Here is a 14,748-nt window from a genome sequence, read left to right on the forward strand (position 1 = left end):
TGGCTGAAAGGGACTGAGACCTTGCTGTGATCGTGAACGCCGTGCCGGTCGGGGCCGTAGTGCTGAATACTGCGGGCAGGACCGGTCCGGTGTGTGAGCTGGAGGGGACGGTCGCGTGAGCGAAATACCTGGGACGACGGGCGATGCCGTCGGGACGACGGGCGACGTCGTGTGGCAGAACAGCCCGCCCGGCTCGATCTACGACTACATCAGGGTCGCCTCCTTCTCGATCGGCCCCGACGGGCTGATCGAGCAGTGGAGCAGCCGGGCCGCCGGTCTGTTCGGCATGACTTCGAACGAGGCTGTCGGCCGTGACCCGGTGGAGGCCTTCATGCCCGCCGAGCTGCGCTCGGAGGGCCACCGGCGGGTCGGCGAGATCCTCGACGGCAAGGAGTGGACGGGGCTCGTCCCGTTCCGGATGCCGGGCGAGGGCGGGGCACACGGCCTCGCCGAGGTCTATGTGATGCCGAGTCTGACGGGCGACGGGGAACGGGCCGCGCTCTGCATCGTCGTGGATGTCAGAGCCCTGCGCCGCATCGAAACCGACCTCGCCGCCTCGCAAGCCATATTCGGCCAATCTCCTTTCGGCTTTGTGCTGTTCGGCACCGACTTCACCGTCGTACGGGCCAACCAGCGCTTCGCGACCGTCTTCGGCGGCGCGGCCGAGGACCACCGCGGCCGCACGGTGGAGGACTATCTGCCCCGGGGCGAGGCCGACCGGCTCTCCGCCACCCTCGAACGCGTCCTGGAGACCGGCGAGTCCGTCACCGACCTCCAGCTCGTCGGCACCGCCCCCGGCACCACCGACCGCCGCCACTGGTCCATGAACCTCTACCGGGTGCACAGCGGGGCCGGCCGCCCCGTCGGCATCGCGGGCCTGGCCACCGACGTCACCCGCCGCCACATCGCCGCCCGCGAGGCGGCCAGCGCCCGCCGCAACCTCGCCCTCCTCAACGAGGCCAGCGCCCGCATCGGCAACTCCCTCGACCTGGAGACCACCGCCCGCGAGCTCCTCGACGTCGCCGTCCCCGGCTTCTGCGACCTGGCCGCCGTCGACCTCTACCAGGGCCTGCTCTCCGGCGAGGAGGCCGCGCCCGGCAGTTGGGCCCCCGCGCACCGCGAGTCCGCCGGAGGCTCCGCCGAGCTGCGCCGGGTCGCCCACGCCAGCGCCGTGGCCGACGCGCTGCCCACCGCCGTGGCGGGCGGCGGCACCCCCGGCCCGGACGACGTGCCGCCCGCGCTCGGCTCCGTCCACCGCTTCCCGTTCGGCTCGCCCTGCGCCGTCGCCTTGCGCTCAGGCCGGGTCGAGGACGTCCCCGGCGACGAGATGGGCTTCGTGCAGTCGACGCTAGCCGTGCCGATGGTCGCCCACGACACCGTCGTCGGGCTCGTCCAGTTCTCCCGTACGAAGGGCAGCGAGCCGTTCGGGGAGCGGGACCGGGCCCTGGCCACCGAACTGGCCGCCCGCGCCGCCGTCTGCATCGACAACGCCCGCCTCTACCGCCGCGAGCACGAACGCGCCCTGATCCTCCAGCGCAGCCTGCTGCCCCCCGGCGACCCCGAGGCCGCCGGGCTCGACATCGCCTGCCGCTACCTCCCCGGCAACACCGCCACCGAGGTCGGCGGCGACTGGTTCGACGTCATCGAGCTGCCCGGGCACCGCACCGCCCTCGTCGTCGGCGACGTCATGGGCCGCGGCCTGCGCGCCGCCGTCGCCATGGGCGAACTGCGCACCGCCGTCAGGACCCTGGCCCTGCTCGACCTGGAGCCGGCCGAGGTGCTCTCCGCCCTCGACGAGGTCGCCCGCGGCCTCGGCTCCCCGGGCTGCGGCGAGCGCAACGAGGGGCTCGGCGGCAGCGGGGGAGCCCAGTGGCCCTCCCGCGCCGCGCAGAAGTCCCGCGAGGCGGACCTCTCCGAGGTGTATCTCGCCACCTGCGTGTACGCGGTCTACGACCCGGTCACCCGGCGCTGTACGTTCGCCAACGCCGGGCACCTCCCCCCGGCGGTCGTCGAGCCCGGCCGGCCCGCCCGGCTCATCGACGTACCCCCGGGGATGCCGCTCGGCGTCGGCGGCGAGCCGTTCGAGGAGGTCGAGGTCGAACTCGCCGAGAACGCCCTGCTCACCCTCTACACCGACGGTCTGGTCGAGTCCCGGGACCAGCCGCTGGACGAGGGCCTGGCGGCCCTGCGCACCGTGCTCACCGGCCCGCAGATGCCCCTGGAGGACGCCTGCGACCACGTCCTGACCACCCTCGACACCCGGCACGGCGAGGACGACATCGCCCTGCTGATGGCCCGCATCCAGGGCCTGCCGGGGGAGGCGGTCGGGGACTGGACGCTGCCGCGCGAACCGCGCTCGGTGGGCCGCGCCCGCGAGCTGGCCCGCGCCCAGCTGCGCTCCTGGGACCTCGACGACCTGGTCGACACCACCGAACTCCTCGTCAGCGAGCTGGTCACCAACGCCCTGCGCTACGGCGAGGGCGAGATCCGGCTCCGGCTGCTGCGCGACCGCACCCTCGTCTGCGAGGTGTGGGACGCCGGACTCGTCCAGCCGCGCCGCCGCCGCGCCCGCGACACCGACGAGGGCGGGCGCGGACTCCAGCTGGTGGGCCTGCTCAGCGCCGCCTGGGGCTCGCGCCGCACCCCGCGCGGCAAGACCGTCTGGTTCGAACTGGCCCTGCCGGACGGGGCCCCGGCGGCCGAACTCTCGGTGGAGCAGCTGCTGAGCATGTACTGAGCCCGTTACGCCGACCCGGCTTTCAGAGCTGCCAGCCGCGCCTCCACCTCCGCGCCGGCGCCCAGGCTGTCCAGCTGCTCGAACTGGGCGTCCAGCGAGGAGGCGGCCAGCTCCTGCTTGCCCAGCGCCTTCGCCTCCTCGCGCCGCACCTTGTCCTCGAAGCGGCTCAGCTCGCTCGTCGGGTCGAGGATGTCGATGCTCTTCACCGCGTCCATCATCCGGTTCTGCGCCTGAGCGGACTTGGCACGCGCCACCAGCTCATCGCGCTTGGCCTTCAGCTCGGACAGCTTGGTCTTCATCTGGTCGAGCCCCGTCCTGAGCCTGTCCACCACCTCGGACTGCGAGGCGATGGTCGGCTCCGCCGTCCTCGCCTCCTGCTCCGACCGGAGCTGGCGGCCCAGCGCGACCTTGGCCAGGTTGTCGAACTTGTCGGCCTCCGCCGCCGACCCCGCCCCGCGCAGCTCGTCGGCCTTCCGGCTCGCGGCCAGAGCCTTGCCGCCCCACTCGGCGGCCGCCTCGACGTCCTCCTTGTGGTCCTGCTCCATCAGCCGGAGGTTGCCGATGGTCGACGCGACCGCCTGCTCGGCCTCCGCGATGTTGTTCGTGTAGTCCCGGATCAGCTGGTCCAGCATCTTCTGCGGGTCCTCGGCCTGGTCGAGGAGGGCGTTGACGTTGGCCTTCGCCAGCTGGGTGACGCGGCCGAGGACGGTCTGCTTGGTCATGGAAACGGCTCCTTGCGTGTGTCGAGATCTCTGGTGCGGGTGACGGGATGAGGCCAGGCCGGGCCGGAAGCGGCCGCCGCCGCACAGGCCCCCGGGTGGGTCAGAAGCGACCGCCACCGCCCCGGCGGCCGCGCGTCCCGCCCCCGCCGAAGCTGCCCGGCCCGCCGCCCATACCGCCGCCCCTGCCGCCCCCGCCGAACAGCCCGCCGAGGATGATGCCGCCGAGCACCGCCCCGCCCATACCGCCGCCCCCGCCCCGCACGGCTCCCGGCCCCAGACGCCCGCCGAAGCCGCGGACGTCCTGCTCGGCCAGGCTCAGCGCCTGCCCGGCCAGCGCGTCCGCCTGGCGCGCCTCGGTCAGCGCCGACCTGACGTCCGTGCTCGCCAGCTCCCGGGCCCGCTCCCACCGCCGCTGCGCCTCGGCGAGCCGGGTACGGGCCTGGCTGCCGACCGCGCCCCGGTTGGTGGTGACGTAGTCGGCCGCCGCCCCGATCGCGGACCGGGCGGTGAGCATCGCCTGATCGAGGAGGGTGCGGGCCTTGGCCTCGCCCCGCTCCTGCTCCCGCGCGCCGGCCAGCGCCTCGTCCAGGGCCGCGTCCGCCTCCTCCACCCGGCGCAGCGCGTCGACCGGGTCGTACGGGCCCGCCGCCATCGCGCCCCGGACGTCGGCGAGCACCGCCTCGGCGCGGGCGATCCGGCCGCGCAGACCGGCGGTCGACGCGCCCCCGGCGGTGCCTTCCAGCAGCCCGCCCGCGTCCGCGAGGTCGGTGTCCGTCTCGGTGAGCGCGGCGGGCAGCTTCCCGGCCGCCTCGCCCAGCTCCGCCGCCCGCCGGTCCACCGAGTCCAGCAGCGTGCCCGCCTGCCCCACCGCGCCCTCGGCGGCCCGGATGTACACCGCGGCCCGGGAGTTCTCGCCCGCGTCGACCGCCGTACGGGCCTGGTCCACGGCCGAGGTGGCGAAGACGAGCCGGTCCTCGGCCTGTTCGATGTCGGCCGCGGCGGGTGCGGCGGCGCCTTCCCCGTACCGCTCGCGCAGTCCGCCGACGCCCGTCTCCGCCGCCGACACCCGCCCGGCGAGCTCGCGGTAGGTGGCGTCCACGGCGGCCAGCGCCTGCGGAGCGGTGCGTTCCAGGGCGCGCAGCCGGTCGAAGTCCGCGGAGACGGTGTCGAGCCTCTCGTTCGCGGCCGCGCACCGGGTGAGGATCTCCTTCAGCATCCGGCGGCGGGTCGCGTCGTCCTCGGGGAAGGCGTCGTCGAGCTGCTGGCGCAACCGGAACGACTGCGTCAGCTCGTCCTTCGCCCGCGCGACGGCCTCGGTGAAGGGCTTCGCCGCCTCCTCGCCGAACTGGGCGGTCGCGAAACCCAGTTCCTCCTCGCTGGTGCGTACCGCGTCGTCGGTGTCCACCAGCACCTCCTTGGCCCTCTCGTCCAGCTCCGGGAGCGGCGTCGGCGGCTCCGGAGCGCCGCCCGCCTCCCCGCCCCGCCCCCAGCCGGTCGCTGCCGGGGTGGTGCGGGTCGTCGTACGCCGTTTGCGCCGGGTGTACGCGTAGAGGGCGACCGCGCCCGCGCCTCCGACGACCGCCACCGGCAGGATGAGGTCGCCCGCGCTCGTGCTGGAGCCGCCCGTTCCGGGGTCGGCGGGGCCCGGGGTGACAGTGGGGGCGGTCACGGGACGTCCGCCCAGCACGGCCACGAATCCGTTCGCCGCCCCGATCGCGGCCCCCGCCCAGTCGTTCTCCCGCAGCGCGGGTTCGACGGCGGTGCCCGCCACCTCCCGCAGCTGCCCGTCCGTGAGCCGGGAGTCCGCGTCGACGGAGTAGGCGTACTGCCGGTCGTGGGTGGCGACGGACAGCAGCACGTCGTCCTGGCCCAGGCCGTTGCGGTCGGCGGTCTCGTTGCTCCAGGTCTGCGCGGACCGGCCGGAGAAATCGCGTACGTACACCACGAAGAGCTGGATGCGCTGTTCCGCGTAGAGCCGGTCGAGGGCGTCCTCCACCTGTGCCGTCCGGTCGCGCAGGGCCCCGACCCGGTCGGTGATCTGCCCGTCCCGGGACAGCTCGACGGGGTCGTCGGCGCGGGCGTCGCCGGCGGGCAGCGCGAGCCAGCAGACGGCGGCCAGCGTGGCGAGGAGGCCGGTGAGCAGGGCCCTGCCGGGTGCGGCGGGCCGGGGCCGCGACCGTACGGAAGACATCACGTTTGCGAGGCTATGTTCCGTTGTGCACCCTCGCGACCCGGCGCGAGGCACCTCCCGCTTCCCCGCCCGCCCACCGGCCGCGTCGGCTGTTCGCATGAACGGGCGCGGTAAAGGAGGGGCCCGTGCGCGTGTGAGCGGCGGCGGACACCACGCGTCGTCGTCAGATGGGGCGGACGCGGCGCAGGGACCGGAGCCCGGAGGTGACGAGTGGCAGGCCTTCAGCTGTCGGTCGTCGTGCCATGCTTCAACGAGGCCGAGGTCATCGAGTCCTTCCACGCCGCGCTGCTCACCGTCCTGGACCCGCTCGGCAGCACCTTCGAGGTCTGTTACGTGGACGACGGCAGCCGCGACCGGACCCGTCCGCTGCTGAGCGCCATTGCCGCCCGGGACCCCCGTGTCCACTACACCGCCTTCAGCCGCAACTTCGGCAAGGAGGCCGCCATGCTCGCCGGTCTCCGTATGTCGCAAGGGGCGGCCGTGGTGATCATGGACGCCGACCTCCAGCACCCGCCCGAGCTGATCCCCCGCATGCTGGAGCTGCACCGGCACGGCTACGACCAGGTCATCCCGCGCCGCGACCGCACGGGCGACGGCATGCTCCGCAGCACGCTCAGCCACACCTACTACGCACTCGTCCGGCGCTGCATGGACGTCGAACTCATCGACGGCACGGGGGACTTCCGGCTGCTGTCCCGGCGGGCGGTGGAGAGCGTCCTGTCCCTGCCCGAGAGCAACCGCTTCTCCAAGGGGATCTTCTCCTGGATCGGCTTCGACACGGTCAGCTTCCGCTACCGCAACAGCAGGCGTGCCGCCGGAGAGTCGAAGTGGGGCGGCAAACGCCTGCTGAACTACGGCATCGACGGACTCCTCTCCTTCAACAACCGGCCGCTGCGGCTCGCGATCTACGCCGGTTTCTGGGTCTTCGTCTCGGCCCTGGCCTACGCACTGTGGACGGTCGTGCGGGTCGTTGTGCACGGCGTGGACACCCCCGGCTACGCCACCCTGCTCACCGCCGTCGTCGCGCTCAGCGGCATCCAGCTGGTGACGCTCGGCGTCATCGGGGAGTACGTGGGCCGCATCTACCACGAGGCGAAGCACCGCCCGCCGTATGTGGTGCGGGAGACGGACGCGACGTGCCGGCCCCTGCCGGCGGGCCCGGGGCCGTACTCGGGGGGTCCGGGGCCGTACATACTGACGGGCGGGCCCGTCGGTATCCCCACCCGGGCCGAACCGGTCGGCCCGCTCGACCCGGGCGGCGGAGCGCCGGGCCGGGCCCGTACGGCTCGTCAGTTCGCCAGCTTCGTCCTCATCGGCTGCGTCAACACCGCTGTCTACCTCGGCGTCTACGTCGCGCTGAACCGCTGGATCCCCTATCTGACCGCCCACGCCGTCGGTTACGCGGTCAGCATCGTGTGCTCGTTCCTGCTCAACTCCTACGTCACCTGCCGGACGCAGCCCACCTGGCAGGCATTCCTGCGCTTCCCGCTCTCCAGCCTGGTCAACCTGGTGGCGTCCGGGGCACTGCTCTACGGCGCGGTCAGTGGCCTCGGGATGGACAAGAACCTCGCCGCGCTGGCGGCCGGGGTCATCGTGACACCGATCTCGTTCCTGCTGGCCCGCTGGGCGATCACCTCGGGCCAGGCCGAGGCCGCCGCCTCCGTACCGGACCACGCGGACCACGCGGTGCGCCCGGTGCCTACATCGCTGCCCACCCGCCCGACCGAGGACGGGTGACCGCCGATGCCCGAGCACGTTCCCGGAACGACCGCCCCGGAACGGCCTGAGGGCCAGGACGCGCGGCAGCTGAGAGGGAAGGGCAGGGGAAGGGGAAAGGGCAGGACCAGGGGCAACGGGAACGGCAACGGGGGTGCGCAGGGCCGCCCGTGGACCGCTCTCTGGGTGACCGCCCTGGCGCTCCCGCCGCTGTCCCTGCTCGCCGCGGCGTCCTGGTTCGGCCGGTGGGTGAGGCCCAGCGCCGACGACTGGTGCTTCCTGCCTGTCGTACGGGACGACGGCATCGCGGGAATCGTCGGGAAGTTCTACTTCGACGACAACGGCCGCGTCGCCAACGCTCTCATGGTCGGCGCCTACGCGAAGTTCCAGGTGGCGGGCCACCAGTGGTTCCCACTGGTCAGCGGGGCCCTGGTGCTCGCGGTCCTGTGGGCCGTGGCCGTCGTGGCACTGCGCCGGGCCCGGCTGAGCACTCCGCGCGGCCTGCCGCTCCTGCTCGCTGCCATGGTCACGGCGCTGTTCCTGTTCGTCACCCCGAACACGTACAAGACGTTCTACTGGCCCGCCGCCTCGGTCTCGCACACCCTGCCACCGGTCCTGGCCTGCGCGGCCCTGATCCCGCTGCTGCTGGCCCGTACTCGTCGGGGCAGGGCGGCCGCGGTGGCCGTGGCGCTCCTCATGTCCGCCTTCCTCGCCACGCTGTCCGAGGAGACGGCGATCGTGGTGGTGATGGTGCTGGTGGCCGCCCTGCTCCTGAGCGGCCGCGTCGTTCCCGCCCCTGACCGGGCCTTCGTCCGCCTGTGGTGCGCGGCGGGCATCGCCGGGACCGTGGTCGGGGCCCTCGTCCTCATCACCTCCCCCGGCTCGACCAACCGCCGGAACCGGTTCGGGGCGGAGACGACGTCGCTGCTGGCCCCCGAGTCGCTCGCCGCGTCGCTGCGCGGCTTCGCCGAGATCACCGTCACCGTCGCCGCGACCTGGCAGTACGTGGGCGCGGTCGCGGCAGGCGTACTGCTCGGCCTGCTGTGCGCCCGCTCGGACGGCAGGGCACCCCGCCCGCCGGCGCACTGGCCCCTGCTGACCGCCGCCGGATTGCTCACGCTCCTGTCCTCCGGCTACCTCTGCACGGTCATCGCCTACCCGGTCTTCCAGGACCGGGTGAGCGACCCGAGCGCCAACCGGTTGTGGAACGACTACCTCCTGCTGTACGTCATCCTGCTGGTCGGCGTCGGCACCCTCCTGGGCCTCGCGGTCCGCCGCCGCGCATGGCGCACCGCCCCGGTGAAGGCAGGGGCCGCCGCGCTGTGCGTGCTGGTCTGCTTCGGTCCGGCGGTCGCGCTGCTCAACCTGGACACGAACATGCGCGCGCGGGCCGAGAAGTGGGACGCCCAGGACCGCCGCCTGCGGGAGGGAGCGGCGGCGGGCGAACGAGTCCTCCCCTACGAGCGACTGGTCATCAGCGGCACCCTGGAGCCCTTCAGCAAGGGGGGCCGCAGCTACTGGCCGGGCGGATGCGTCGCCGACTTCTATGGGCTGGACCGCGTCACGGACGGGGCCAGGAACCCCTGAGGCCGGCAGCTGTCGGGGTCCGTCGATGCCCGAGGTTCGGGGGATCTCCGGCCGCGGATCTCTGGCTGCTGAGAGCCGATGGCCCACAAACGCGCCGGTCTCCGGCGGGCAGGTGTCCGGCAGCGCCCTTGCGTCTCGATCGGAACCTTGGTGTGCCAGGGGTTACCGGCGCAGCTCGCCGTCCCAGTGCTGTGACCGGGATGGTTCACCGTGGTCGGGAGACGGCTCACGGGGCGAGCGCGGTCCGCGGGGCGACTGGTATTACTGGTGCATGCAGGAAGAGCAGGAAGAGACCGCGCGGTCCGCGATCGACACGTTCATCTCCGCGTTCAACGCCTCGGACGACAGCTATGTGACTGCGCTGCTCTCCCAGGCCCTCACCTCGGACGTGGTCTTCTGGGGACCGTTGGGTCGCAGTGAGGGGATCGAGGCGGTCGAGCGGTTCGTGCTGGACATCCGGCGCCACCCCGCGGGGACCGGCACGATGGTGCGCTGTTCGGCGGTGGACATGCCGGACGAGTGGGCCCGGTACCAGTGGGTCTTCACGACGCCGGACGGAGGCCCCCGCCTGGCGGGAACGGACGTCGTCCATCTGCGTCGGAGCCTCATCGACCAGGTCATCGTCTTCGCGGGGGAGATCGGGCCGTCCGCCTCCTGAGTCGTTCTCCTCCGGCGCCGTCCTCCTCCTGAACCGGCCCCGTCCGGGGCCTCGGGTCTGCCCAGCCGAGATCATCTTCACTACGCTTCGGTCGTCCCGTGCGGAGGTCGTCCGCCCCGGCCGCACGCGGGTGGTCTGCCGGTGCGATCTGCTGATGGTGGACGCCGAGGGCTCTGCGGCCGGGCACGTCAGTCGACACAGAGCTCGTTGCCCTGGATGTCCTGCATCACGAGGCGGGATCCGTTCTCCTCGTCGGCCTCCATGACCCGCACACACACCAGTGGGAGGCTCCATGGCCGGTTCCTGCGGACCGTGTACACCGGACCATGCACACCGGACCGTCTCCATGCCCTGGCGCAGTGGAACCGTGACCAGCTCGCCGAAGGCGCGAGGGCTCAGCGCGTAGAACGGGTTATCCAGGCGCGGCTCCGACGCCGTGATCACACCAGCCACGCCCGGAGCGTCTCAGCTCGCCGGTCGGCCTGCGTGCCTTTCACGGCTGACGGTCGGCCCGCTTCCGTCGCCTCCCGGGCGGGTGTCTCCGGCCACCGCGCTGGCCATCCTGCAACGGAACGTCGACTACCTGCTGGAAGGCGGGTCCGACCGCAACTGACTCCTCAGCTCCGGGCGACAGGCGCGCACCAGTTCCAGTGGCAGCCTGCTCAAAGTGGATTCGGAGTCACGGAGCATCGCTTAGGGGGCCGTACGACCAGAGGCGTACGCCTAAATGTCCCATAGTTTGATGCTTTCAGGTCATTCGCAGTCGAAAGTGGAGGTGAGCAAAAGAGATTCGTTCGCAGTCGAACAGGAGAGAACATGCGTGGCGTTCTGATAGGCGTCGTGGGCGCCGTGGCGGTGCTCGGAGTCGCGGCCGCGGTGGCCGTACCCGAGGCCAAGGAGTGGTACGAAGGGCGTCACGAGCAGACCTCGGCCTACGCGACGGGCAAGGAGGCGAAGGAGGAGCGCGAGTCCGTTCCCCGCTGGCTGCCGGACGACGCGGCCTCTGTCGAGTACGCCATGAAGACCACCGGCGGCGAGCGCATCCTGAAGGCCACGCTCAGCGACGGCGGCCTCCCCGCGCGGTGTGAACCGCTCGACGGCGGGAGCGGCCCGGCCCCGGCTCCCGAGATCAGCGCGTCCTGGTTCCCCTCGGGGGTCGCGAGCAGCGCGAAGGGCCGCTGCGGCTCCTACTACGTCTCGCTGGAGAACCACACGCTGTACGCCTGGCAGACGAACGACGACTGGGTCGAGGGGAACCGCCGCTCGACGCAGTAGGCCGCCGACCTGGGGCCCTGCGGACCTGCGCCCGCGGACCTGCGCCCGCGGACTTGGGGTCCTGCGGACCTGGGGTCCTGCGGACTCACCGACCCGCTGCCCCCCCGCTGCCCCCGCCTCGACGGTGCCGCGTACCACGCGGCCGACCGACCCGACGCACCCGACGCACCCGACGCACCCGACGCACCCGAGGTCCCAGTGATCGCCTTCGTACCGACAGCCGTCTTCCTCCTCTGGTTCTGCTGGGGCGTACGGCAGGACCGTCGCCAGTTCCGTAACGCGGTCCTGCTCGGCCTGACCGTGCTGAGCCTGTCGTTCGCCCTGCTGACGCAGGTGGACCGGCTGCCGGGGAATCTGGCTGTCCTGGTGTACTCGCTGGTCTTCCTCGTCCCCGTCCTCGCGGTCGTGGTCCTCGGCGGCTTCCTCCTCGTCAACGGCCTCACCATGGTCCGCAAGGAAGGCCGCAGACCGGCCAACCTCCTGTCGGGGCTGGCCGGGGTGGGTATTTTCGTCGTCCTGACGCTCGTGGCCACGGCCGACTACTTCGGCGGCTCGAACGCGTACCGGTCGTTCATCCTGGCCGTAGTGCTGATCACCGGCTATATCGGCTTCCTGTTCCTCTGCTTCCTCGCCTACGCCTTTCTGTACGGGCGCATCCGCGTGCGCGGCGATGTGGACTTCGTGGTGATGCTGGGCTCGGGCCTCATCGCAGGTGAACGCGTGCCTCCGCTGCTCGCCTCGCGCTTGCGGGCCGGACTCCGCATCCAGGAGCAGCAGGTGGCACGAGGTGCGGCGGCCCCCGTACTGCTGGTCTCCGGCGGCCAGGGCGTGGACGAGAAACTGCCGGAGGCCGAGGCGATGGGCCGCTGGCTGGCAGCCGAGGGTGCCGACCCGGAACTCGTCCTGGAGGAGTCCCGCTCCCGTACGACGACGGAGAACCTGCGCTTCAGCCGACGGCTGATGGAGGCGGCCGACGAGCGTTACGTATGCGTCGTGGTGACCAACAACTTCCACGCGTTCCGCGCGGCGATGACCGCCCGCCGGGAGGGCGTGCGCGGCCAGGTGATCGGCTCTCCGACGGCCGCGTACTTCTGGCCGAGCGCCACGATCCGGGAGTTCGTCGCGGTCTTCTGGGAACACCGGATCGTCAACGCTGCTTTGTGCGTGCTGCTGGCGGCGCTGGCTGTGGTGGTCGGCATGGGCTGGTGAGAGGGAGGGCGGCCACTGGGAACTCGTGACACGATCATGAAGAGGTGCCATCCCTGGTCATAGGCCCGCGGCGGCCCAGAGCCCTGTGGTGTCTACGACTTGGGCGTACGCGACCCGAAGGCGGGACCGAACACCACGAGCAACGCCAAGTCCTCGGTCACGTCGATGAATCGGTGCTCCTCACCGGCCGGTACGAAGATCACCGCCCCGGGGCCCACCTCGGACGTCCGGTCAGGCGTCATGATCTTGGCCCGCCCGGCCATGACGACGTAGATCTCATCCTCGGTGTGAGGGCTCTGGGTATCGCGCCCTCCGACGGGGATGCAGTACGTGCCCAGCGACAGATCTGACGTCCGTAGCTGCTCAACCCAGTCGTTGCCCACTTCGCCGGGATGCGCCCACACTCCGGCGCCCTTGATGATCTCCATGGCATGAGCCTAGTGATACACCCGACCCCCAGCACCCAAGACCCTTACGAGCGCTTAAGATCGATGTCCGCCGCACCCGACCCTGACCAAGTCGGGCCCACGCGGCTCAAGGAAGACCAATGGGCGAAACATATACGGGGGAATCGAAGTGCACGCAGATGAAGGTGTGGGAGTCCCGTCGAAGAACGACGAGGTGAGAAGCCTTCCCTACTGGCTGACGCTCACTGTTTCGCTCGGCGTGGTTTTCGTTGGCGGGCAGTTCTTCGGCTTTCCGTGGTGGCTGCGCCTGATGACGGTCGTGGCCGTCACCTGCCTCCTGGAAGGCGTCAACCAAGCTGTGGGCCGTGCCCGCGCGAAGAAGGGGCGCCGCTAGGAGCCCGGCGGATCATGGCCGGGGCTGCGGTGTTCCGTGACCACCAGCTGCGCCTGACCCTGCCCTGCGCGGGCAGCGGCGAGGCGGTCCGGGCGCACTACCGCGAGCACCCCGAAGTCACGGGCGTACCGCGCTACTTGGACGCGGCGACGGGGCGATCCGGCTGAGGCCCGCCCACCCTCGTCGCGGCCGCGCTCCTCGACCCGTCCGTGCCGCCGCCAGGGCAGTTCGCCGTGCACCACGCGCTGGCCGGGGAGCGGGAGATCCAGGTGCTGGCGGCCGGGCACTTCGCGTACCGGGGGATGACGGCCGAGGCGGAGGAGCTGGACGCGAACCGGACGCGGTTCTTCGGGGAGCGGATCAGGGCGCGTGGCACTGGACCACCTCCTGGTCCGGCCAGTCCCACCGTCATGCCGTGCACCCCGCGAGGCGTCCCGGCGCCCTGGGCCGGGGCCTACTGGACCAGGTAGGTGTACGGGTGGTCCGGGGACGCCGGACAGAGATGGAGTTGCAGGTCGTAGCCTCGGGCGAGGTCGAGCATGGTCGGATTCGACGGCTGAGGGGCAGGCAGGGGCGGCGTGGGGCGGGCCTGGTCCTCATAGGGGGCCCAACTGAGGGTGACGGCGTTCCATTCGGCGGAGGCGATCGTCAGCAGCGGGTCCATTTGGGTGCCGCATGCGGGGCAGAGCCTGGGGACGGGATCGGTGAGGCCCCAACGGGTCCAGCCGCCGACCTTCCAGCCGGGAGCCACCGACAGCTCGTTCCGGTAGAAGGCCCGCGGCGTGGGCTCGTAGGAAGGGGCGACTGCGGCCCCGGCCGCCTGCCAGGTGCGCCAGTCCTCCAGCCGTCGCTGTAGTTCGCTGCTCAGCTCCATGGGGTTGGGGTACTCGGTGATCTGTTCCGGCGCGAGCAGGCACGGCTCGGGCAGATAGCCGGGGAACTGGATCACGGGCGGTTCGGGCGGGGCTGTGAGAGTTTCGGTGACATCCGCCGAGGACCGCCAGAACAGCGCGGGCTCGGGGTGGGCGGGGTGGTCGAAGGGGCACCACAGCACCTGGAGGAGATCGGCCTCGGACTGTCCGGGCGGGCGCAGCGAGGGGATGTCGCGCGCGTACAGCTGCGCCACGGGCAGCAGGGCGACCGGCCCTTCCGGCCAGGGGCCGCCCTCGATCCGCTGATAGCGCATCCACTCCTCGATCGTGTACGGCGCTGTCCAGGTGCTGTCGTCCGGCCGCGTCGCTCGTGCCGCCCGGATGCGCCGTTGCAGCCGTACGTCATCCGGGGCCAGAGCCTCGTTCAGTTGATCCCACTCGTGCGGGCCTTCGCACTGGGGCCACGGCTCGTCGGCGGGCCACAGCAGTGGCCCGCCGATCGAGCTTTCGTGGGGTGACGGTGTTCCGGGACGCGGGTGCAGCCGGGTCGCGGGACGTGCCAACGGGGCCAGTTGAGGAACGACCGCGGTGATGTCGACGGGGCGCGGCGGGGTGGTACGGCTCATTCTGGCTCCCGGTGGTGTGATGCGGTGGGACCAGTTTCCGAGATTCAGCAGCCGGTGTTGCCTCGGGTGTTGGTGATGGAGATCGCGTCACTCGGCCCGATGGTGCCGTCATTCACTGCCTTCTGGATCAGCGCCTCATAGGAGCGCATACCGGCGTTCCGATGTTCATCCCTACGTGCCGACAGGGGGCGAGGTTATCCGCTCCTGATGGCTGCGCAGTCGCGTTTGAGCGCGCGCCAAAACGTTCCTCCGGGCGAGTGAGCTTCGGGCCCGTGTCCGTCGTGTCGCCGTCCCCTCGCGCAGGCGGGCGCTTTCAGTGGGTGGAAGGAATCGGTGTGATCAACTGCAAATGCC

The 14,748-nt window shown here is 71.8% G+C and carries 11 protein-coding genes and 1 pseudogene; 8 read left to right on the forward strand and 4 right to left on the reverse strand.

All coding sequences use genetic code 11. From position 1 onward, the window contains the following. Positions 1-169: 169 nt before the first annotated feature. A complete protein-coding gene (locus CIB93_RS12900; protein ID WP_096626933.1) occupies positions 170-2,737 on the forward strand; it encodes a SpoIIE family protein phosphatase in 2,568 nt (855 codons plus the stop codon). Between the two features lie 5 nt (positions 2,738-2,742). Here the strand turns inward: CIB93_RS12900 and CIB93_RS12905 are convergent, their stop codons facing one another. Further along, on the reverse strand, positions 2,743-3,459 hold the full coding sequence (locus tag CIB93_RS12905; RefSeq protein ID WP_096626934.1) for a PspA/IM30 family protein: 717 nt from the start codon (positions 3,457-3,459) through the stop codon (positions 2,743-2,745). Between the two features lie 100 nt (positions 3,460-3,559). Beyond that, positions 3,560-5,650: a TPM domain-containing protein gene (locus CIB93_RS12910; protein ID WP_096626935.1), complete on the reverse strand. Its 2,091-nt coding sequence runs from the start codon at positions 5,648-5,650 to the stop codon at positions 3,560-3,562. 210 nt (positions 5,651-5,860) lie between these two features. On the opposite strand from CIB93_RS12910, the gene CIB93_RS12915 reads away from it, so the two are divergent. From CIB93_RS12915 to CIB93_RS12940, 5 genes are all read left to right on the forward strand, one after another. After that, a complete protein-coding gene (locus CIB93_RS12915; protein ID WP_096626936.1) occupies positions 5,861-7,387 on the forward strand; it encodes a glycosyltransferase in 1,527 nt (508 codons plus the stop codon). Between the two features lie 6 nt (positions 7,388-7,393). Further along, positions 7,394-8,953: a DUF6056 family protein gene (locus tag CIB93_RS12920; RefSeq protein ID WP_096626937.1), complete on the forward strand. Its 1,560-nt coding sequence runs from the start codon at positions 7,394-7,396 to the stop codon at positions 8,951-8,953. Positions 8,954-9,224: 271 nt separating this feature from the next. After that, positions 9,225-9,611, forward strand: a complete 387-nt coding sequence (locus CIB93_RS12925; protein WP_033948004.1) for a nuclear transport factor 2 family protein — start codon at positions 9,225-9,227, stop codon at positions 9,609-9,611. Positions 9,612-10,427: 816 nt separating this feature from the next. Beyond that, the gene (locus tag CIB93_RS12935) at positions 10,428-10,886 is read left to right on the forward strand and encodes a hypothetical protein (RefSeq protein WP_096626938.1); all 459 of its coding nucleotides are present in this window, start codon (positions 10,428-10,430) and stop codon (positions 10,884-10,886) included. A gap of 198 nt (positions 10,887-11,084) precedes the next feature. Further along, positions 11,085-12,095: a YdcF family protein gene (locus CIB93_RS12940; RefSeq protein WP_096626939.1), complete on the forward strand. Its 1,011-nt coding sequence runs from the start codon at positions 11,085-11,087 to the stop codon at positions 12,093-12,095. A gap of 92 nt (positions 12,096-12,187) precedes the next feature. Here the strand turns inward: CIB93_RS12940 and CIB93_RS12945 are convergent, their stop codons facing one another. Beyond that, the gene (locus CIB93_RS12945; protein WP_096626940.1) at positions 12,188-12,523 is read right to left on the reverse strand and encodes a cupin domain-containing protein; all 336 of its coding nucleotides are present in this window, start codon (positions 12,521-12,523) and stop codon (positions 12,188-12,190) included. Between the two features lie 148 nt (positions 12,524-12,671). On the opposite strand from CIB93_RS12945, the gene CIB93_RS12950 reads away from it, so the two are divergent. Continuing rightward, on the forward strand, positions 12,672-12,896 hold the full coding sequence (locus CIB93_RS12950; protein WP_257002162.1) for a hypothetical protein: 225 nt from the start codon (positions 12,672-12,674) through the stop codon (positions 12,894-12,896). Between the two features lie 32 nt (positions 12,897-12,928). Beyond that, positions 12,929-13,264 (forward strand): annotated as a pseudogene (locus CIB93_RS12955) (acetylxylan esterase); the annotation flags it as partial. Between the two features lie 86 nt (positions 13,265-13,350). On the opposite strand, the gene CIB93_RS12960 reads toward CIB93_RS12955, so the two are convergent. Continuing rightward, complete coding sequence (locus tag CIB93_RS12960) at positions 13,351-14,394, reverse strand: hypothetical protein (RefSeq protein ID WP_096626942.1); 1,044 nt, start codon at positions 14,392-14,394, stop codon at positions 13,351-13,353. Positions 14,395-14,748: the final 354 nt, after the last annotated feature.

It is taken from the genome of Streptomyces sp. WZ.A104, from assembly GCF_002382885.1.
Taxonomy (GTDB): domain Bacteria; phylum Actinomycetota; class Actinomycetes; order Streptomycetales; family Streptomycetaceae; genus Streptomyces.

Bases quoted from the DNA above. Each gene is read 5' to 3' on its own strand.
- CIB93_RS12905 (WP_096626934.1), bottom strand. From the start codon at position 3,459: ATGACCAAGCAGACCGTCCTCGGCCGCGTCACCCAGCTGGCGAAGGCC.
- CIB93_RS12960 (WP_096626942.1), bottom strand. From the start codon at position 14,394: ATGAGCCGTACCACCCCGCCGCGCCCCGTCGACATCACCGCGGTCGTT.
- CIB93_RS12920 (WP_096626937.1), top strand. From the start codon at position 7,394: ATGCCCGAGCACGTTCCCGGAACGACCGCCCCGGAACGGCCTGAGGGC.
- CIB93_RS12925 (WP_033948004.1), top strand. From the start codon at position 9,225: ATGCAGGAAGAGCAGGAAGAGACCGCGCGGTCCGCGATCGACACGTTC.
- CIB93_RS12945 (WP_096626940.1), bottom strand. From the start codon at position 12,523: ATGGAGATCATCAAGGGCGCCGGAGTGTGGGCGCATCCCGGCGAAGTG.
- CIB93_RS12910 (WP_096626935.1), bottom strand. From the start codon at position 5,650: ATGTCTTCCGTACGGTCGCGGCCCCGGCCCGCCGCACCCGGCAGGGCC.
- CIB93_RS12935 (WP_096626938.1), top strand. From the start codon at position 10,428: ATGCGTGGCGTTCTGATAGGCGTCGTGGGCGCCGTGGCGGTGCTCGGA.